A 21268-nucleotide genomic window follows, 5' to 3' on the forward strand; every position below is an offset into this window, starting at 1 on the left:
GATTGGTTGTTTTAGAAAACGCAGAGTTGGTAGAACGCCAGTGATCCGAGCAGCGACACCTGCATGACCAACAGCAGATAGGCGATCGTTCGTTTGGGACCGAGACGGATGATGCCGGCCCCGGCCAGCAGTTCCACCGCCGTCAGTAGCTGAGCGATCCATGGGGAATCATGAATACTCTGTCCAACGAGATGGCCGATCAATGCACCCGGAACGAGCGTCGGCATACTGGCGAACAAGCTCGGGATGGCGGGCAAGATCCGATCGAACTCCTCGTAGTGAACGACCCACGAAAACGGCAAAAGCATGCAAGCCAACAGGCCAACCGTAGCAAGCCGATGCGGGGAATTCTTGACCGCGAAAATGATGGAATGAATCAGCGCTGCGGCACAGATCATCCCGCTGGTAGCGAGCGGAAAGGTCGCCAACAGGGGAATCGCGACGGCAATGAACGTCGTGGCGATCAACAGCGTGCGGACACCAAACCGTATGCGATTCGTCGGCGTCGGGTCGGGATAAGTGGATCCAATCGGTACCCATGGCAGGACGCAACAAAAGCCGATCGACGCAGTCGCCGCCCAGAGAGGCACTTCCCAAAGCAACGGCGATGGTCGGCTTTGATCGGAATCGGTCCACTCGTAGAACGAGAAATGTTAATTTTCTCTAAGAGAATGGCTCGCGAAGCGTCTAATGCATTAGAGAAGATTGAAATCGTCGTGACTCTCGATCTCGAACCTATGAACAATCCGATTTGATGCCGCCTCCGATATCGAACGTCGAACCGCAATGTGCCGAGGGTGTGTGCGAACAAACCCTGCGGTCTTTGTTTGACGCGGAGGAAACGCCGCTGTTGCGGTACGCATTCTCGCTGACCGGGCGTCGCGCCGTTGCGGAAGACATCGTGCAGGAGGTTTTCTTGCTTCTACACGCACATTTCGACGACGTGGCGACACCCCGGGCGTGGTTGTTTCGCACGGTTCGAAATCGAGCCTTCACCTACCTTCGCGATCACCGCCGGGAAACGCTCGGGGGCGTCAATGAGGACGGACCGATGACAACATCCGATGGGGCGGAAACCCCCGAGGTGATGATGCAGCAAATGGAAACCAAAGGTTTGCTGCGACAGCTCATGCAAGAACTCGGCGAAACAGATCGACAATTGATTCAATTGAAGTACTTCGACGATTTGAAGTACCGCGAAATTAGCGAGCGAACGGGGCTGAGCATCAGCAACGTTGGCTATCGCTTGCACCACATCTTGAAGGAACTCGGCGGACGACTCGAACGCCTGGGGATCGACGCAGCGTCATGAATACACCAGCCCACGACACCACGACGGAAATCGATTTGGAGACTCGTATCGTTGCTTGCGTGCTCGGCGAAGCTTCTGATTTTGAACGCGATCAGATTGCGCGTCTGATCGAGGAGCGTCCCGAACTTGCCGCAGTGAAACGACGTTTTGAAAACATGCACGACCTCTTGTCGGACATCGGTCAAGGTGATTTGCCCGGCGAACACAGCGAATGGAAACTGCCTTCGGAAAAACGAGATGCTTTGCTGGCCGTGTTTGACGGTCAGCCGCTGCTCGTCCAACCGCGTCGTCCTTCCGATGAATCGGCCGATCGCTCGAGTCGCCGAGGAAAGTATGGATTGATCGGCACGATTGCAACCGTTGCCTGCGTCGCGTGCCTAGCCGGCTTGCTTTTGCTGCCTCAAGTTCGTTCGGTGCGAGAGGTCGTAAGCGCTAGGGCGCCGGGTAAGAACGATGATGGAGGAATCTTTTTGGAAGGTGGTGTGACCTTCTTTGATTCGGATCGGCAAAACGGTGCGGAGGTTGCTGAGTTCGCTAGTGACTCGATGGATTACTCGATTTCGACGGTAGAAGAATCGCTAAGATCGATAGAAGAATCACTTGGATCGAAAGCTGCTCGTGTCGATTCGCTTTCCGATGGCTCTGGAAAACCACAACGTTTCGAAGGTTTCATTGGCGAATCCGTTACGCCATCTCGATCATTCCAAATTGAGCGACCAAACATCAATCGCTACGCCGAATCACGGTCACGTCTTTTGGAGACTCGCGACGGATTGCAAGTCGCCCCCGCGTTAAAAGAACAGAGCAAGCGAGTCGCTGAGGGGCTGGAATTACCACAAGTCGTCAACGGTTTGTCGGATGACGATCAAGCTCAATCCACGGATCTCTACTTCGGCTACGACTTCGGAACAGGCAGTGGGATGGGTGAAATGAGTGGAATGGCCGGTGGACTTGGTGGTGGGCTTGGTGGCGGTAATCTCTCGGTGCCAGGGTCGGGGCAACCGCCAGCTCAAGACAAATGGTTTGAACGAACACTGCCAGGGATGGCTTCGGCAGGGAACGATCCTATTTGGGTGGACCTGGGAAAGAATCCGTCATCGATATCGCCGAGTGATCCAACCAGTTCTCCTGCCGCTCCTCCGCCACCTGTGCCCGCAACGCCTGCTGAAGAGTCCGCTGATAATCTTTTCGACTATTCAGCGATTCCCTCAGCGACAGCCAAGCCTGCAGACCGGCCCGCTCGGAAGCAATCCGAGAAAAAGGATGCTCTTCCAGAAGTCATCATGGAGAAAGAACAAGAAAGCTTTGAGCGGGAAAGATTAAGTTTGTCTGACCAGAATCTGCCCGCTTCCAAGGATAAGAAACTAGTTGCGAGTGCGGAAGCTCAGACGGAACTCCACTTAGTGGAAACCGATGCAAGCCAGGAACCGTTCTCGACGTTCTCGTTGCACGTCAGCGACGTCTCCTTCCAACTCGCTGCGGCCGCCCTGTCAGCCAACCAGTGGCCTGACTCGAGCACGGTTCGCATCGAAGAATTTGTCAACGCGTTCGATTATGGGGATCCGCTTCCCGGTGCCAATGAAGCGGTCGCTTGCCGCATCGAGCAGGCGATTCATCCGTTTGCGCAGCAACGCAATCTGCTACGCGTTTCGATGCGGACGGCTGCGGCAGGACGTGCCAGCACGACGCCACTGCGTCTGACTTTGTTGCTCGATAATTCCGGATCGATGGAGCGAATCGATCGCCAACAGACCGTGCGACGCGCCTTTGCACTTCTCGCCGAACAATTGCAACCCGACGATCAGATCACGTTGATCAGCTTCGCTCGCAACCCGCGATTGTTGGCCGATCGAGTCAGCGGTGCGACCGCCGAACAATTCACTCAGCTCGTCGAGAACCTACCCAGCGAAGGCGGAACCAACGTTGAAACGGCACTACAATTGGCGTTCGAAAAAGCGATCGAACAACGTCTCGACGGTGCTCAAAACCGGATCGTGCTGTTGACCGACGGCGCGGTCAATCTGGGGAATGCCGATCCGGAACGGCTCTCGGAAATGATTGCGACGTTTCGTGACTCAGGGATCGCATTCGATGCGGCAGGAATCAGCGCCAACGGACTCAACGACGAGATCCTCGAAGCCCTCACTCGTAAGGGAGACGGACGATACTACCTGCTCGACTCGGTCGAATCGGCCGATAGCGGCTTTGCCAAACAAATCGCCGGTGCCTTGCGTCCGTCGGCCAAGAACGTCAAGGTCCAGATCGAATTCAACCCGAACCGGGTCGGTCGATACAAACTACTCGGATTCGAAAAGCATCGCCTGAATCAAGAAGACTTTCGCAACGATGCCGTCGACGCAGCGGAAATGTCGGCGGCCGAAGCGGGCGTGGCGGTTTACCAATTCGAGCCACTGCCAAACGGGGACGGCGACGTGGGTTCGGTGTCGGTCCGGTTCCGTGACTTATCGACCGGACAGATGGTCGAAAACCGATGGCCGATTCCCTATCAAGCCGACGCCACGCGTTTGGATGAAGCACCGGCCGCCATCCAGATCGCGGGCACGGCAGCGATGTTCGCGGCTCGGCTTCGTGGTGACGCCTCGGCAGCCTCCGTGGATTTCAAAACGCTAGCGGAAATCTTATCCGGATTACCCGAGACGAATGTTCAAGCCTCCCGCGTTCAACAGCTTCGACAAATGATCCAACAAGCCCGGCAAATCAGCAATGAATAAAACATTACTTATGTATCCAACTTGGTCTCGATTGCTCGCCTGCTTCTGGGTGGTCTTGTTCTTGAGTTCGAGTGTGTCGGCGCAGAACGACGAGAAACCATCAACACCGCCGACAATCGACCAAGACGCCACCGGCAGAATCGTCATCGAAGCACACGGTCTCGGAAAGATTCCCGAACCGAAGGTCATTTACACCGCCAGTTCCAAGGCCAAGGTGAACGTCGGCGAGACGCGTATCGAGCAAGAAATCGAGATCAACGCGAAAGTCCTTCAGGGAAAGGCGACAATGCTCAGTCTCGGTATCAACGGTGACGGAGAAATCACCAATGTGCGAGGCGAAGGATTGCAGTCGTGGTCGGTCCGCCGCGAAGGAGAGTCGCGTTTTCTTGATCTGAGCGTGAATGAAGGTGTCACCGAATTGAACGTGAACGTAAACGCTCGTTCGGTCGAGTACGAACTTCCGTCAAGCATCGTCGTGACCCATCTTTCCCCCGGTGCGGCGATTGGTTTCAGTTCCGAAGTTGAATTCGTTTACGCCACGAATGTGCAGGGGAAAGTGACCGATGCTAGCGGATTTGCACCGCTGGGATCGCCTGAACCGGCAAGCCGATATCAAACCACCACGGGCGGTCAACTCACACTCTCGCTCGGTCGTCGGGGGGCCGCACCCGGGCCTGCGGAGATCGTTGACACGACCCTTGAAGGCGTGTTGCACGACAACGGCGGTTCGATGCAATTCGAGCTTCGCGGACGCGTGCTCGTCACGCACGCCAACGCCGAGATCACCATCTTGAAGGGCAACGCGGCGATCAGCGAAGTTCCCGTCGATCCGCACTATCGGCTCCGATTGACATCCGAAAACGGACAGAACGTCTACAAGATGATCTTTCTTGAAACGGGCGACTTTCCGATCGCACTCGATTTCGTCGCCACACTCTCGTCTGCCGAGAACGCTCGACGAAGTCTCGATTTCACCATCGCCGGCGGTGCCGTTGTGCCTTTAACCTTGGAAGGACTGGGCGGTGACATCGAGTTTCAACGTGAGCCGACCTTGATCGTTCCGCAGCGACGCGATGACGCCTGGATCGGTTTCTTGCCCGCGTCCGGCCATGCCAAGTTGGCCTGGAAACCGTCACGCAGTACCGGAGAAGGAAAGTTGTTTTTCACAACCACCGGCCAAATCGAGGCATCGGTGGGGGCAGGTTTGATGCGGCAAAACCACTCGATCGTGTATCAAATCCTGCAGGGCGAATTGAAGTCGGTCCAGATGCGACTTCACGGTCCAGGAGAAATCCTCGACGTCAGCGGCACCAATATCGTCGGCTGGCAAACCAACGGCGAAGGCGATCAAAGATTGCTCGAGATTACCTTAAGCCAACCCGTCACCAGTGAATGCCAATTCCTTGTCCGCAGCCAAACGACTTTCGACGACTTTCCCGTCCGCGTCGAGGGTCTACGAGTCGATCCGATCGGTGCGATCCGCCATTCGGGGTTCCTGCGTGTCATCAACTCGGGTTCCGTGCGGTTCGAACCAGTTGATTTACTAGGTTTGACGCAACTGTCGCCGGATCAATACCCAGGCGAAGCAAGTGGTGCGCGTCAAGTGTTCGTTTATCGCTTTCCTGCGGGAGAGCATCGCTTCAGCATTGATGCGGATCGGGTCCAGCCGGAGGTGAATGTCTCGCAACTGATTGTTTACGGACTATCCGAAACCGATCGCATGATGACGGCCGATATCGAATTAGATATCCGGGAAGCCGCCATTCGCGAATGGGATTTCTCCATCCCGTCGGACTACTCGATCGTCGCGGTAACGGGAGCGGCGATCGCCGATTACGTCGCCGCATCGGACGTCAACGAGGGACGACGCAATCTGAAAGTCATTTTTTCCCAAGAAGTGATCGGTCGTCAGCTCGTGACCTTCACCCTCGAAAAGAGCGAAGCCGCTGCGGCGGGTGATTGGGTATTGCCTCGACTCGGCTATCCCGACGCGAAAACCGTTCGAGGCGACATCGGGATCACCGCCACCGCAGGATTCCGAATCTCGATGGGCGCGACGGATTGGTTGGTCGAAAAACCGCTGAGCTATTTTCCAAAACCGACCGCCAACCTTCAACAGGCTTTTCGAATCCGGCAACCTGAGTGGTCTGCGACGATGCGAATCGAGTTGCTCGACCGAAGCGTTCAGTCGGACGTGTTTCATCTCTATTCGTTGAGTGATGAAACGATTTATGGGAGTGTTCTAATCAACTACTTTGTCACCGGATCGCCCGTTTCAGAGTGGCGAATTTCAGTCCCCGAAAGTCTCGGCAACGTGATGGTCGACGGACAAGACGTTCGCACGTGGCGTCGCGATGGTGACACCCTCATCGTTTCGCTGCATCAACCCGTGATGGGGCCCTGCACGTTACTGGTCACGTTTGAAGAAAAGACCGACGCGACGGACCAGTCGTTCAGTGCGGGCTTGATCACGCCGATGGATGTACAAGGTGAACGAGGTTATTTGCACATCGTCAGTCCGATGCAGGTCGAGATTCAAAGTGTTTCGATTTCCGACGAATTGCTGCGTCTTGACCCGCTCGAACTGCCCGCCGAATTGCGATTGCTCAGCACGGCCCCTTCGCTCGGAACGTGGCAATACACCGAGCGACCGTTTGTGTTGAACTTGAAGGTCAACTGGTTTCACCCCGGCACGATGGTCACGCAAGTGGTTGAGTTTGCCGAAGCCAACAGCCGCGTGTCCGCTGACGGTGAGTTGGTCACGGACATCACCTATTTTCTAAAATCACGCGGTGGCCGATCGCTTCGACTCAAGCTACCGTCCGAACCGGCGCGATTGTGGGAGGTCAGTGTCAACGGAGAGCCGGTGACGGCTCGGGCGGCCGAGGATAGCACGTTGATCCCACTACCAGGCGGATCGGATCCGAACGAACCGGTCCAAGTCCAACTGCGAGTCGGAAAACCTGCGGTAAGCGAATCACATCCCCAATTGGAACTTCCCACCGTCGACGCGCCGGTGTTGAAGATGCAGTGGAACGTGACAGGAGACGAAAAACATGCGTTGTTGCCGACCGGTGGCACCGTTTCGCCGCCGATCCCGGTCAGCCCGCCGTCGGGTTTCGCTTGGGTGGTTCGCAACGGAATCGGGACACTCGTGCTGATCGCCGCTTTGGTCGGGTTGGCGATTGGGTCGCGACGTCGAAGTGGTGTCTTGCAGTTCGCTGCGATGGCAAGTGTTTTGATCTCGCTGTTTCTTTGCCTCCTGATGGTGGATGCGGCGATGGCGGACCGGCGACCTCCACTACCGTTGCAGCTCAGCTTGCCGATCCTCGCGGCCGGTGAGCCGATCGTACTGAATGTTGCGAACACGCCGATGTGGTGGGTGAATTTTTCATGGCTGGGTGCGTTCGCCATGCTCGGAGGTGTCGCCGCAATGGTGTTTTCGTTCACCAAAGAAAACGCCGTTGAACGTGTGTCGATTCGTTCGGCAGGCATGTTCCTGTTCGCCATCGGGTTGCTGTGTCATGGTGATGCGGCCGGATGGTTCTACGCGTTGCTCGCACTGTTCATTGCGATCTTCCTTCTCGTTCCGCTGGCCCATCAATTGGTTCAGCGAGGGAAGGCGTGGTCACGTCAACGTCGTCAAGAGAAATCGCAACCTTCCGTCGGTGATTCGATCGGGCCCGCGACATCCCTGGTGATCGGTTTCGTGTTTGCAATCACGACAGCAGGGTCATCGTTCGCTGCGGTTCCCGATGGATTCCAGGCCGCCGATTCGATCAGCCAAGAATGGAAGGTGACGCACGAGGATGACCGACTTGCCGCAATCGCCAAGATCGCCGTGACCGGAAAACCCGGAGACCAGTTCGTGTTGCTGCACGCGCCTGCCGTGTTAACGCAGTTCGACGGCAAAGGTCTGCGTTTGACCAAGAGCGAGATTCCTGGCATCGGGATGGCTTATGTCGTCAGCATTCCGTTATCGGACGAGAAAGCCGAACAAGAGGTCGTCTCTGAAAAGACTGCCTCAACTTCGGCAAAAACAATTTCCGCAAACGCATTCGAAGCCAACTTTGAATATCAACTCGAAGCCGTCCATCCTCGTGAAAGTGTGCCGGTTTTGACCGGTGACGCGGCGGTCGCAACGATTCGTTTTCACTATGACGAATCCGGTTGGGAGGTACGCAGTCCGACGGCGGTGCGTATCGAATCCGTCGAGGCGGATGACTCGACCCAAGCCGCGATCCTGCTCGGTCCCGGCGACGCGAGTGTTTCGTTGCAACCGACTGCTCGAGACGTCTCCACCGAGACAACGAAGTACTTTGTCGAAGCGTCGAATCTGTATTTGCCTGGACCAGGAGTGATCGATGGCCGGCACCGATTCCAAATTCGAACCTCACAAGGCGAAGTCCGACAGCTTCGGGTCAGCGTTGCATCGGGCCTGACCGTTAGTAGTGTGAACGGCCCCGTCGGCGCGTGGCAATTTGATGCCGATAGCGGTGAATTGAATCTGCAAATCGAGCCGGCTCAGTCGGACAGTTTTCAAATCGAAATTGAGACGCAGCGTGGCCTCGATCCATTACCCGCCGATGCGACGCTTCGTCCACTCCGGGTTCAGGACGCGGCGGGCGAAGTGGGGTTGGTGGCGATCGCGTTCGGTGCCGACGCGCAGCCGGAAAAGATCACGGCAAACGGAATGTCCGTCGTGAACCTCGGCGATTTTGATGCGGGAATGTTGCCCGGCAACGACGCCGTTCTGCACCGCGTCGTCCGTTATGGTGCCGATGGCGGTGAACTCATCATCCGCGTTGCCCCGGTCGCTCCCGAGGTTCGCGTCCTGAGTCAGCAGGTCTTGTCACTCGGCGATGAGCGTGTGGTTTTGAATGTCAACTTCACCGCCGAGATCACGCGAGCCGGATTGTTTCAACTCAGCTTTCCCCTGCCTGTTGGATTGGAAGTCGAATCCTTGTCCGGACCATCGCTTCATCACTGGGCCGAACGGACCGAAGGCGACCAACGTGAGATCGTCTTGCACCTCAACGGCAAAACGATCGGAACGCAGACGTTCGTGTTGACGCTTTCAGGTCCCACGCCAAATGAAATTCGTGAATGGGAGTTGCCGCGATTTGAACTGAACGAGGCGACCCGCCAAAGCGGCGAACTGATTGTTAGACCCACGACCGGCATCCGTTTGCGGACCGTAACGCGTCATAACGTTTCGGAGATCGATTCTCGCAGCGTGAGCAACAGCGAGGTCGGATCGCTCGCGTTTCGTTTGCTGCAAAAGGACTGGAACCTCACTCTCGGGATCGAGAAGCTCGATCCTTGGGTGACCGGGCAAGTGTTGCACGCGGTCAGCTTGCGTGAAGGACAAACTCGCACCACGCTCGTCGCCAACTTCGATGTTCAGAACGCCTCGATTCGGCAACTCGAGGTTGTCTTACCGATCGAGGATGCCGATGAAATCAAAACGTTGCGTGCCAGCGGAGACACGGTCAGTGATCTCGTGCGAACCGGACCGAACACCAACACTTGGGTGGTTGAATTCAAACGCCGGGTCGTCGGGAAAGTCGAATTTAAGATCGAATATGAACGACGCGGTGATCGTGTCGACGACAGCGAAACGCTGACGCCGGTGAAGTTTCCCGAAGCTCGTCAGACGGCTTACTATTTCGCCGTGCGGGCCGGTGGACGACTCGAACTGGAACACGACGAACTGCCCGACGGATGGCAACGAGCCGATTGGAACAGCGTTCCATCGCCTCTCCGGGACGCTGAAAGTCGCGGTGCCCCCGTGCTCACCGTGCGGAGCGTTTCGACAACGGGTAGCCTCGTTATTCACGCGAAACGTCATTCTCTCGCCGACGCCCTCAAGCTCCGCGTCGCCAAGGGCACGTTGACGACGGTGGTCTCACCCGCCGGCGATCAGCTCACCGCCGTCGAACTCACCGTCGACGTGATTCAGCGCAGTAACCTGAGCGTTCGACTGCCCGACGAAGGAGTGCTGTTCAACATTTTTGTTAACGGCGAGAGTGTGAACTCGATCCGTCAAGGCGGCGAAGGCAGCCCGTGGCAGTTCACGATTCTGCCGGGCATCGACGATCGTACGGCGATGGTTCGGTTCGTGTACTCGGTGACGGGGCGACGAATCAGCGATCTCGAGTTGACCAGCCCCGAGCTCAACGTGCCGCTCGAGAACATCGAATGGAACGTCATCGCGCCGAAAGGATTCGAGCTGACCGATCACGATGGAAGTCTCGAACTGGTTCGTCAAAGCAATCAACAGCAGTACGACCGAAATTCATACCTCAAGATCGTCCAAGGACGACGACAGGCTCAAGCCGAACAGGCGACCGAGTTACTCGAACAAGCCAACGAACTGCTTCAAGCCGGTGAACAATCCAAAGCGGGTTGGGCGCTCAACAGCGTCGCCAACCGCTACGCACTCGACGCGGCTTCCAATGAAGACGCCCGCGTGCAGTTGGAAAACCTGCAAACGCAACAAGCGATTGTTGGTTTGAACACACGTCGCCAACGTCTCTATCTCGACAACCGTCCCGACGAGGGTGCAGCGATAGACAATCAGCAATTCCGCAACGCCGCCGCAGACAATCCGATTCTGCAAACCGACCAGATGAATTTCCGTCCGGGCCAACTCAGTGAGTTATTGCGTGGCAACACGACCTCGGACAATGCGGTCTTGCAGCGGATCGCGGCGAGACTCGTTCGCCATCAACGCACGTCCCAACCCGCCCCTCAGGCCATCCTTATCAGTTTGCCAGAGGAAGGCGTCGTTTACACGTTTGGCCGCAGTGTCCAGGTTACCGAGAATGCTCCGTTGAAGCTCGAACTCGAATTCGCCCACCAACAACGACTCGGGTTTTGGAAGTCCAGTTTAGTCCTCATCGTGCTGGCGATTCTCGCGGCCACACTCGCGATCACCCGTCGCCCAACGCTCGCCCGCGAATAGATTCGCGGCGCAGCACGATTTAGCGTAGCGAAACTCGCCAAGTGTTTCGGCACCGTTCACCAACTTTCCGGCGGCTCTTGCAGAACGAGCTTTCCAACACACGCCCCGATCAGGGCGGCGGAAACCAAGGCCGCGACCGGAACTCGCACCTTGCCACTAAACCTTCGTAGCGGAAAGTCGACAAGGGCGACGATCGTGGGAAGAAATAGCGAGACCGCATACAGCCACGTTGGGTATTCTTCCCATGTATAAAACCTTGCCGTCGTCACCGTGGTCGCGATCAAACCGGCGACCGGCAACGTGATCGCCGCTGACAACCCGGCGATGGCGGCCTCATTGTCTTGGGCCGGCTCGTTGGTCTGATCGGATGCACGGATCGTTGCCCAACTCGCTGCGAGCATCGCTCCGACGGTGGCCCCAATCCCGGCCAGTGTCCATTCCGCCGGCGCGGCGTAGTTGAGCGATGCCAAAAGAAACGCGGGGCCGATCCCCGCTATCATGACAAGCAGCGACCACACTTTAGCACCCGAGCGAATCAATCCGTCCAACGCGAACGTATTCAATACAACCGAAGCGACCATCAGCGCGGACCACGGTCGATGCAAATGCAACGAATCCTGCCACGCTTCACCGTGAGGGATCGCAACGTAGGCGAGCAAGCATGCGAACACCGCAGCGGCAACCCATCGGGCCGCCGTCATTCGCTGGTCGCCAGCGTGCGACGGCACCAACGTCAACAACAGCAACGGCCACAACGCGGTTTGCCATGCTTCGACGCCAAGCAAACGTTGTGACCAACCCACCTCGGCGGTCATCCATTGACGGGCCGCCATGGCGATCACCAGTCCCGTCCACCATCCCAATCCCACAGTGATCCCGCCGACTCCGCTGCTCCGGCGAGGCGTTACGGTCTCATCCACGCCGACTCGTCGCGCGATCAAGTGCTTGCCCAACAAGGCGGCAACGCATGCCGCCGTCATTGGAACAACGACACACCACAAAACGATTTCGGTGTTCAAGGACAACAGAGGAACCTAGGGTTGGAAAACGAGCATCGCGTTGATGTCGACGACCGCATCGACTTTGCCTTCACCGTAAGTCATTCCCCACTTGGTGCGGTCGATCTTGAATTCGGCCTTCAGGTTGCATACCCCCTTCTCCACATTGCAAACGATCGGAACCTTGACTTCATTGGTCTTGCCCAACATGGTCAGCTTCCCGGTCACGAATCCCGCGTTGGGTGCGTCTCCCGCAGTCATCGACGTTGATTCGAACTTGATCTTGGGGTACTTCCGCACGTCAAAGAAGTCGGGGTTCTTCAAATGATTCGTCAATTTAGGATTGTCCGACCAAAGGCTGGTCGCATCGATCTCGATCACCAACGATCCGTCAGCAAGATTGTTGGGAGATAGCTTGGCTTCGGCCGAGAACTCTTTGAATCCGCCCTCATGACTACCGTCCGGTTTGCGACCGACAAAATTAATTTTGGACGCCTTCGCATCCAATTCCGCCGCCGACAGCGTCGGCACGTCGGACAACGTGAGCTGAGAGACAACCAACAAAGCAAAGGTCAACGTCGCGAAAGTTACACGCATGGTGTGGTTCCAGAGAAAGGGTTTCGAACTCGATAACGCCACGATCATAGCATAGGCGGCGAGCAAGTACGATTTAACTCTGATTAATGTTTTGGCGATTGCGTAGGTGAGGAAGCGTGGTACGTTGATCTGTTGGCCTGCGCCATGCGTGCATCCAGGTGCCGCATTTTGGTTTTCGTCGTTTCGGTGGAAGCCTAGCGATTCGCGGTACGTTCTCATCGAGAATCCTCTCCGATCAGACAAGCCGCTGCAAATGCTTGTCCCGTTGTCATGAACGGGTTTTCTGATTAGCCGAAACATGACCTTTCCTGGCAGGATGTTCATCGGCATTGACGCGGGCATGATGCCTTCCTGACTTGGTTCGAGCATGTTTGTAAGGCGTCGTCCGAGTAATGACAGCAGGATCGAATCGAACCAACTAGGGAATAATGAATGGAACGCATGGAAGGGAATGAACTATCCAGGGGGCTCGTCAAAGGAGTCGCGGTTGTTCTGGGCTATGAGGTTCAGCGGACGATTGCGTTGCCGAAGCCGGGTGTCTCGGAGTCAAGCTTGCGTACCAACTCGCGAGTCGAATGCGAACGGATGGACGAGGCGTTGGAGGAATCCAAACGAGACCTGCATGCCCTCAATGTTCTCGCCGGCGGTCAACCCTCCATCGTCTCGGCGATCGCGTTGGTTTCGGCCCATGCGGCCATGGCAGGTGAGATTGCATCGTTGGTGAAAGAGCGGATAGTGAACGATCTTGTCGGGGTCGAAGAGGCATTGGATTCTGTTATCAGTCAAACGGTCAGCCGATTGGCCAAGATCGACAACGATTATCTTCGGGAGAGAGAGACGGATGTTCGCGATGTTGGGCGTCGAATGATGCGTCATCTGATGGGTTTGACATCGACGAACTTCGCCGAGCTTCCCCCGGGCACCATCATCGTTGCACGCGAATTGGTTCCCTCCGATGCGATCGCCTTGGCTGATTCGGGCGTCGTCGGAGTGGTAACGCAGGTCGGAGGGAGACTCGGACACACCGCCATCATCGCTCGATCACTCGGCATTCCCGCTGTCTCTGGCATATCGAACGTCGCGCAAAGAATCACTAGCGGGATGACGCTCTTAATCGACGCCGAGGCCGGCATCGTCATCGCTCAGCCTGACGAAGATGAGATTGCAGATTTCGACGCACGAGTCGCTCAATCCAAACGTCTTTCCGAGGCGTCGGTTGCGATGAACACGGGGCCGTGTCGAACGTCCGATGGACAGGAAATTGTCCTTTACGGCAATGTCGGTTTGCCAGCCGATCTTGATCAGGTTCTATCGCTCGGACTCGCAGGGGTTGGATTGTTCCGAACCGAATTTCTTTACTTGCAATCCAAGCAAAGACCAAACGCAGAGGCGCAGCGCCATCTTTATGCTCAGATGTCCCAGCGGCTCGGCGACCGGCCGCTGGTCATCCGCACGTTTGATCTAGGTGGAGAAAAGCTGCCTCCATTTCTCCTTCACGACGAGCGATTGGACCCGTCGAGTTTGAACTTGCGAGGATTGAGATTCTCGCTAGTTGAAAAACAGTTGCTTCGCGAGCAATTGACGGCGATCGTCCAGGTCGCTCAGGAAGCCGACGTGAGAATCTTACTTCCGATGGTGATCGGCGGGCATGACTTCGCTCAAGCAATCGCCATGATCGAGGAAGTTGTCGTCGAATCCAATAGTCTGAAGCGGCCGCAAATCGGAGCCATGGTCGAAACGCCTGCAGCGCTGTTCTGCCTCGATGAGATTCTCGAACTCGCTAACTTTATTACCATCGGCACAAATGACTTGACGCAGTATCTCCTAGCGGCAGACCGTGAATTGTCCGCAGGGAACGAGCACGTCACAGCGATGCATCCGGCGGTAATACGAGCGATTGATGAAGTTGTGATGGCCGCCAAACGCTGGGATTGTCCGGTTTGCGTCTGTGGTGAAGAAGCCGGCGAGGTGGAGTTCGCCATGTTATTAATCGGCCTCGGGATTCGCGAGTTGAGTGTTAGTCCTGCGAGAGTTGGAGAACTCCGAGAAGCGATTGCAAAGCTCGACACGTCATACGCTCGTGACTTGGCAGATCAAGCTCGCGCGTGTCGCAGCCCCCAGGAGGTCCGGGAACTTTTCACGTTCCCTCGTCTAAGTGAGAACAACTCAAGACCACGCAACCAATGGTCCGATTCGTTGAGGATCTGCCCGTGATCGAAACACGATCCAATTCGTTGCTGTTGAAACCGAGCGATATTCAACCATCACGCGATGACTTTGAAGTCGTCGGCGTATTCAATCCTGCCGTCGCAATGATCGGCGACGAGTTGTACATGTTGGCACGAGTTGCCGAGCGTGCAGCCGAATCACGAGTCGGATGGACGGCGCTTCCTCTTCAAACTTTATCAGGGACTATCGAGATCGAATGGTTTCGCGATGTGGATCTCCACGTAGTCGATGCTCGCGTGGTCGCATTGAAGAAAAATGACGACCTGCGGCTGACGTCCGTTTCGCATATGCAACTGTTTCGCTCGACGAACCGCAGCGGTACTGACTGGGAGTTCGTATCAGCGATTCTTCCCGAAGGTCGGTGGGAAACATATGGCATCGAGGATCCCCGCATCACCAAGATTGAAAGTACTTTCTGGATCACCTATGTGGCGGTATCCCCAATGGGGGCAGCCACGGCCTTGATGTCCACATCGAACTTCGTCACGTTTGATCGACACGGCATTATTTTTTCTTGCGAAAACAAAGATGTGGTGCTTTTCCCCAGTCGCATCGCGGGCGACTTCGTCGCGTTACATCGTCCGAACCCCCATTCCCACTTCAGCCCCCCGCAGATTTGGCTCGCTCGATCGCCGGACCTGATTCATTGGGGACGGCATGAGTTCGTTCTCGGTGGAATGCATGCTTGGGAAGGTGACCGCGTCGGAAGTGGAACGCCGCCGATTCTGTGTGACGAGGGTTGGCTGACGCTCTATCACGGCAGTAATCGGTCGAATATCGCTGGTACCGTCGGTTGCTATTCGGCGGGGGCTCTCTTACTTGATCGTGATCAGCCTAGCCGCGTGCTCGCCCGCACAAGTGAACCGATCATGCAACCGGCTACTGAGTTTGAAAAAAACGGATTTGTCCCCAACGTTGTTTTTCCGACAGCGATGCTGGACCGTGGGGACGAACTTCAGATTTTCTATGGGGCCGCTGACACCTGTGTCGCCTCGGCTCAATTTTCGAAGCAATCCGTGTTGGATTCGCTTGTACGACAAGACCAAAGCAAATGACCAACATGACAGCACCTGAGATATTGAAGATCGCCTTTGTCGGCGACTACCCGCCTCGCAAATGTGGCATCGCAACCTTCACTTACGACCTGCGTATCGGCGTTGCCAAGGAGTCACACGCGGAGTGCATCGTGGTGGCGATGGAAGACATCAGTCATGCCTACCATTACGACAACGAAGTTCAATTTCAAGTTGCCGAACAAGAGTTGGATGAATATCGATCGGCCGCCGACTTCTTGAATTTCAGCAACGTCGATGTGATTTCATTGCAGCACGAATTCGGAATTTTTGGAGGCGCATGCGGAAGCCACATCTTGGCCCTCCTGCAAGACATCCGGATACCCGTCGTGACGACGCTTCACACCGTTTTGTCGGAGCCGAGCCAAACTCAGCGGGCTGTGATGGTGCAGCTCATTCGACTTTCAACCCGTTTGGTCGTGATGACCGAACGTTGTCGTCAGACGTTGCTGAACACGTACTCGGTCGATCGCGAGCAAGTCGACTTGATCGCGCACGGCATTCCCGATGCACCCGAAACTGATCAGAAAGTCTTGAAGGAGCAATTCGGCGTCGAGAACAAACCGGTCGCACTCACCTTCGGCTTGCTTTCGCCCGGTAAGGGGATCGAGCATGTTCTTCAAGCGATCCCGGAGATCATTAAGAAGTTTCCTGACTTCATTTATATCGTCCTGGGTGCGACACACCCCAGCTTGATTCGTGAGCAAGGGGAACGCTATCGAATCAGCCTGGAACGGATGGCAAAAGAACTGGGCGTGACAAAGCATGTCAGTTTCTACAACCGTTTTGTGGAGTTGGAAGAACTGACCGACTTCATCGGTGCGGCAGATCTGTATGTCACACCCTACTTGAACGTGCAACAAGCCGTCTCGGGAACGTTGGCCTACGCGTTCGGTTGCGGCCAGGCTGTGATTTCCACACCGTATTGGCACGCCGCAGAGTTGCTGGCCGATGGGCGTGGGGTGCTGGTCCCGTTTGCCGATTCGTCTGCGATCGCTCGTGAAGTGATCGGATTGTTGAGTGATGACGAGCGGCGTTTGAAGATGAGAGACCGAGCTCATCGGCTAGGCCGTACCATGACGTGGGACAACGTCTCACAGTTGTATCTCGACTCTTTCAGTCGGGCACGCGATCAACAGTCCGCCGCCTTGAAGCCCCTTGCCGTCCGCACACTGGATGAGCAACCGTTGGCTCTTCCGCAAATGCAACTCGACCATTTGCAGCATCTGAGTGATTCAACGGGTGTCATCCAACACGCCATCTATTCCGTTCCGGACCATGCGCACGGTTATTGCACCGACGATAACGCGCGAGCATTGATTTTAACGGTCTTGCTGGAAGAGCAGGGTAAGGATTCGGCCGAAGTGCATTCACTGGCAACCCGCTATGCGGCTTTTCTGAATAACGCATTTGACCGTGATTCAGGGAGATTTCGCAACTTCTTGAGTTTTGATCGTCGTTGGTTGGAGAGCGACGGATCGGATGATTCGCAAGGTCGCGCGTTGTGGGCCTTGGGAACATGCATCGGTCGATCGCGTCGCGCCGGAATGGTTGCCTGGGCGCGAGAATTATTTCAACGAGCGTTTCCGGCCTGCGAGCAAACGACTTCGCCACGGACCTGGTCGCTGTGCATCATCGGCATCCACGAATACTTGCGACGTTATAGCGGTGAACGTGCGGCCGCCGCGATGAGCCAACAGCTTGCCGATCGGTTGGCCGATATGTACGAATCGACGGCAACGCCCGAGTGGCCGTGGTTTGAAAACATCGCGACTTACAACAACGCAAGACTTTCGCAATCGTTGATTACCCACGGTCGTTGGTTTGACGATCACCGGGCTGCGGAAATCGGACTGAAGTCGTTGCGTTGGCTTTGCGAAATCCAGCTCTCGCCTCAAGGTCGCTTTCGTCCGATCGGGTCCAACGGGTTCAGCCGCGAAGGCGGAGTGGCGGCCGTTTTTGACCAACAAGCCATTGAAGCGCATGCGATGGTTTCGGCATCGATCGAAGCGTTTGCCGTCAGTAAGGATCCGTTCTGGTCCGAACAAGCCCACTTGGCATTCGATTGGTTCTTGGGACGAAACGATCTGGGCCAGCCGATCTACGATCCGTCAACGGGTGGTTGCTTTGACGGTTTGATGGAAAACAAAGTGAATGAAAACCAAGGTGCCGAGTCGACGCTCGCGTTCCTTTTATCGCTCGTCGAAATGCGCGGCCTTAACGCCACCATGCGCGTCGCCTCCCCCTCAACTCACTGAAAATGACTTGCCAATTCAACGAACCGGAATCGTTCTTTCACCCAACAAACAACGAGTCGTCCTGCGACCGTTCCAGCCGCCGGGCAATGATCGCGTGCTGCGTGTTATCGGGCGAGTTTGCACCTTGTCAGAAGTGGAGGTCGATCAACAACTTGCCCACGTGCTCGATGAATTTCACGGGCGTCACCAGAAACCCAAAGCCTATTTCGAGCAACGATTCAAAGCGATCAAACATCACCTTCTCACCGATACTCCCCTAAGCGAGAACCGTCGACTTCTTTTGGGAGCTTACTTCACCCAAGAGTATGCGCTTGAATCGGCGGCTTTGTTCAACCCGTCGCTCGTGTGGCATCCTGACCAGACGAACCTGCCGGCAGGGTCACGACGGTTTGCCATGAGTCTGCGGGCGGTCGGAGAGGGACACATATCCTCGATTGTCTTCCGCAGCGGAACGATCGACCGCAACTTGAAGATCGCTATCGATGAACCAGTCAAATTCGTCACCACCCCGCGTTTTGTTCCCGACTCTTGCTACGAAAATGATCTGTTTCGCCGCAAGCTGATCGAACTGGGGCTAGGCAGTTCGTTCACCTATGAAGTCCTTGATGCGCTACCTCAGGACTTTACGCTCCAAGAATTGGAAACGCGTTTAAAGTCGTCGTTACGCGAACACCGCTCCCGCCACGCCGAACTCGAGCCATTGGTTCAACGCGTGATCATGTTGGCCAAATCGAACTATGAAATCCAGTACACCCCCGATCACGAGCTATCCGAGCGAGTCGTCTTTCCGTTCAGCCCGACCGAAAGCAACGGAATCGAAGACGCAAGGTTCGTGCACTTCCACCAAGACGACGGCAGCGCTCGATATTACGCGACCTACAGTGCCTACGACGGGCAGATGGTTTTGCCGCAGCTGTTGGAGACCAAGGATTTCCTACGTTTCAAAATGCACACGCTCAACGGTCCGGCGGTCTCGAACAAAGGGATGGCGTTATTTCCAAGAAAGATTAACGGCCACTATGCGATGTTGGGCCGGCAAGACGGCGAACATCTGTTTTTGATGTACTCCGACATGCTTTACTTCTGGCATACAAGTGAACTGATCATCAAGCCGGCAAGCCCGTGGGAGTATGTGCAAATGGGAAATTGCGGATCACCGATCGAAACCGAAGCCGGTTGGCTCGTCCTCACCCACGGAGTCGGACCGATGCGGAAGTACTGTATCGGTGCGATGCTATTGGACCTCGAGGATCCATCGCGAGTGATCGCACGGTTGAAAGAACCGTTGATCACGCCCAATGAAATCGAGCGAGAAGGCTATGTGCCCAACGTGGTTTACACCTGCGGCTCCCTCGTTCACCAAGATCACTTGATCATCCCTTACGCCATGTCCGACTACGCCACCACGTTTGCCACCATCGAAGTCAAAGAGCTGCTTGATTCGATGTCGAAGTAGGAGCGATCGATATGGATCACCAACTTCTGAACGAATGTCGCTGGTGGGAAACCGGAGTGATCTATCAGATTTATCCGCGTTCGTATCAGGACACTGATGCCGATGGGATTGGTGACCTCGCCGGAATCGAGTCACGGCTCGACTACCTCGTAAGGCTTGGCGTCGACGCGATTTGGCTTTCCCCGATCTATCCGTCCCCGATGGTAGATTTCGGGTACGACGTGTCCGATTATTGCGGCATCGATCCGATATTTGGTGATCTCGATGCGTTCGATCGGTTGCTTACGGCCGTTCACACGCGGGGCCTCAAGCTTATCCTCGACTTCGTCCCTAACCATACTTCGGATCAGCATCCATGGTTCGTCGAAAGTCGATCGTCTCGTGAGAGTTCGAAACGCGACTGGTATATTTGGCGAGATCCCTTACCCGGTGGAGGCCCGCCCAATAACTGGATCAGCGATTTCGGAGGTTCATCATGGCAGTGGGACGAGGCAACGGGCCAGTACTACCTTCACGCCTTCCTGAAGGAGCAACCCGATCTCAACTGGCGTCAACCCGAACTACGCGGGGCGATGATGGCGGTGCTGCAGTTTTGGTTTGACCGCGGTGTCGATGGGTTTCGAATTGACGTTCTCTGGCACGTCATCAAAGACGCGGAGTTGAGGGACAATCCGGTGAATCCGACCTGGACCCCGGACCGCACTGAACGGGACCGACTTTGGCAGGTTTACTCGACCGATCAGCCCGAAGCACACGAAATCGCGGCCGAGTTTCGTGCATTAGCTGACCGCTACGGGGACCGCGTATTAATTGGCGAAATCAGTTTGCCGGACGATCGTCTTGCCCGATGGTTCGGCACTCTGGACCAACCTCAAATTCATCTACCGGTTAACTTTCATCTGATCGAAAACGCTTGGAATGCCGATTCGCTGCGTCAAATGATCACCAACTACGCCGCGTCTCTTCCAGCTTTTGGCTGGCCAAATTGGGTGATCGGCAGTCACGATGCCCGTCGAATCGCGGCGCGTCTGGGTGAAGCTCAAGCACGCGTTGCCGCGATGCTGCTGCTGACCCTTCGCGGAACTCCAACGCTATACCAAGGTGACGAAATCGGCATTGGCGAGGTGACCATTCCACGTGATCGGGTTCGCGACCCGCAAGATTTACGTCAACCCGACCTGGGCATTGGCCGCGATCGTTCGCGCACGCCGATGCCCTGGGACACTTCCGAGTATGCCGGATTCAGTACCGTCGACCCGTGGCTTCCACTCAACCATGATTGGCAACAGCGGAACGTCGCGGCGCAAGATCATGACTCCGGATCGCTTCTGTCGTTATATCAATCTTTGCTTGCGGTGAGACGTCAATACACGGCGCTCGTGATTGGAAGTTTTGCAATCGTTGACTCCGTTGGCGATGTGCTCGCCTTCGAACGACGCCATGGCGACGAGCGACTGTTGATCGCTTTGAATCTCGGAGACCAATCGCAAACGTTACCGATTCCCAAGGGAACCGTGATTGCTAAACAACTTTGTTCAACGATCACTCCCCGAACCGCAATCCCCCGAACCGCGATCCCTCGAACACTCGAGGGCAAACTCGCCGCCAACGAAGGCCTCGTCCTACAATTAAGTGAGCAACCCTGA

The 21268-nt window shown here is 55.9% G+C and carries 11 protein-coding genes; 8 read left to right on the top strand and 3 right to left on the bottom strand.

What is annotated here, in order from left to right:
* Positions 1 to 11 precede the first annotated feature (11 nt).
* Positions 12 to 602 carry a hypothetical protein gene (locus Pla100_RS06450; protein WP_231602778.1) on the bottom strand — a complete coding sequence of 197 codons (591 nt, stop codon included), beginning with the start codon at positions 600 to 602 and terminating at the stop codon, positions 12 to 14.
* 152 nt (positions 603 to 754) lie between these two features.
* On the opposite strand from Pla100_RS06450, the gene Pla100_RS06455 reads away from it, so the two are divergent.
* Genes Pla100_RS06455 through Pla100_RS06465 form a run of 3 tightly spaced genes read left to right on the top strand, consistent with a single transcriptional unit; the run spans position 755 to position 11011 of the window.
* Entirely contained in the window at positions 755 to 1312 is a 558-nt protein-coding gene (locus Pla100_RS06455; protein ID WP_146576869.1) for an RNA polymerase sigma factor, read from the top strand.
* A complete protein-coding gene (locus tag Pla100_RS06460; protein ID WP_146576870.1) occupies positions 1309 to 4044 on the top strand; it encodes a vWA domain-containing protein in 2736 nt (911 codons plus the stop codon). The genes Pla100_RS06455 and Pla100_RS06460 overlap by 4 nt, the downstream gene beginning before the upstream one ends.
* Positions 4037 to 11011 carry a hypothetical protein gene (locus tag Pla100_RS06465; protein ID WP_231602779.1) on the top strand — a complete coding sequence of 2325 codons (6975 nt, stop codon included), beginning with the start codon at positions 4037 to 4039 and terminating at the stop codon, positions 11009 to 11011. Before Pla100_RS06460 ends, Pla100_RS06465 begins: the two co-directional genes overlap by 8 nt.
* 56 nt (positions 11012 to 11067) lie before the next feature.
* On the opposite strand, the gene Pla100_RS06470 is transcribed toward Pla100_RS06465, so the two are convergent.
* Together Pla100_RS06470 and Pla100_RS30380 are read right to left on the bottom strand one after the other, a co-directional pair.
* Positions 11068 to 12036 (bottom strand): hypothetical protein, encoded by a 969-nt coding sequence (locus Pla100_RS06470; RefSeq protein WP_146576871.1) that lies wholly within the window; start codon positions 12034 to 12036, stop codon positions 11068 to 11070.
* Between the two features lie 9 nt (positions 12037 to 12045).
* Positions 12046 to 12606 carry a YceI family protein gene (locus tag Pla100_RS30380; RefSeq protein WP_197167740.1) on the bottom strand — a complete coding sequence of 187 codons (561 nt, stop codon included), beginning with the start codon at positions 12604 to 12606 and terminating at the stop codon, positions 12046 to 12048.
* A 432-nt stretch (positions 12607 to 13038) separates the two neighbouring features.
* Between Pla100_RS30380 and ptsP the strand changes: the two genes are divergently transcribed.
* Genes ptsP through Pla100_RS06500 form a run of 5 tightly spaced genes read left to right on the top strand, consistent with a single transcriptional unit; the run spans position 13039 to position 21268 of the window.
* Positions 13039 to 14820, top strand: coding sequence for a phosphoenolpyruvate--protein phosphotransferase (ptsP, locus tag Pla100_RS06480; RefSeq protein ID WP_146576873.1), 1782 nt, complete (start codon positions 13039 to 13041; stop codon positions 14818 to 14820).
* Positions 14817 to 15890, top strand: a complete 1074-nt coding sequence (locus tag Pla100_RS06485; RefSeq protein WP_146576874.1) for a glycoside hydrolase family 130 protein — start codon at positions 14817 to 14819, stop codon at positions 15888 to 15890. Before ptsP ends, Pla100_RS06485 begins: the two co-directional genes overlap by 4 nt.
* Positions 15887 to 18166: a glycosyltransferase family 4 protein gene (locus tag Pla100_RS06490; RefSeq protein ID WP_231602780.1), complete on the top strand. Its 2280-nt coding sequence runs from the start codon at positions 15887 to 15889 to the stop codon at positions 18164 to 18166. The genes Pla100_RS06485 and Pla100_RS06490 overlap by 4 nt, the downstream gene beginning before the upstream one ends.
* A 7-nt stretch (positions 18167 to 18173) precedes the next feature.
* The gene (locus Pla100_RS06495; protein WP_146576875.1) at positions 18174 to 19622 is read left to right on the top strand and encodes a glycoside hydrolase family 130 protein; all 1449 of its coding nucleotides are present in this window, start codon (positions 18174 to 18176) and stop codon (positions 19620 to 19622) included.
* Between the two features lie 11 nt (positions 19623 to 19633).
* The gene (locus Pla100_RS06500; RefSeq protein ID WP_146576876.1) at positions 19634 to 21268 is read left to right on the top strand and encodes an alpha-amylase family glycosyl hydrolase; all 1635 of its coding nucleotides are present in this window, start codon (positions 19634 to 19636) and stop codon (positions 21266 to 21268) included.

Source organism: Neorhodopirellula pilleata (assembly GCF_007859915.1).
Classification (GTDB): Bacteria; Planctomycetota; Planctomycetia; order Pirellulales; family Pirellulaceae; genus Rhodopirellula; species Rhodopirellula pilleata.

What these genes read in the sequence shown, in the direction of transcription:
- ptsP (WP_146576873.1), top strand. Translation starts at nt 13,039, where the DNA reads ATGGAACGCATGGAAGGGAATGAACTATCCAGGGGGCTCGTCAAAGGA.
- Pla100_RS06490 (WP_231602780.1), top strand. Translation starts at nt 15,887, where the DNA reads ATGACCAACATGACAGCACCTGAGATATTGAAGATCGCCTTTGTCGGC.
- Pla100_RS06455 (WP_146576869.1), top strand. Translation starts at nt 755, where the DNA reads ATGCCGCCTCCGATATCGAACGTCGAACCGCAATGTGCCGAGGGTGTG.
- Pla100_RS06460 (WP_146576870.1), top strand. Translation starts at nt 1,309, where the DNA reads ATGAATACACCAGCCCACGACACCACGACGGAAATCGATTTGGAGACT.
- Pla100_RS06500 (WP_146576876.1), top strand. Translation starts at nt 19,634, where the DNA reads ATGGATCACCAACTTCTGAACGAATGTCGCTGGTGGGAAACCGGAGTG.
- Pla100_RS30380 (WP_197167740.1), bottom strand. Translation starts at nt 12,606, where the DNA reads ATGCGTGTAACTTTCGCGACGTTGACCTTTGCTTTGTTGGTTGTCTCT.
- Pla100_RS06465 (WP_231602779.1), top strand. Translation starts at nt 4,037, where the DNA reads ATGAATAAAACATTACTTATGTATCCAACTTGGTCTCGATTGCTCGCC.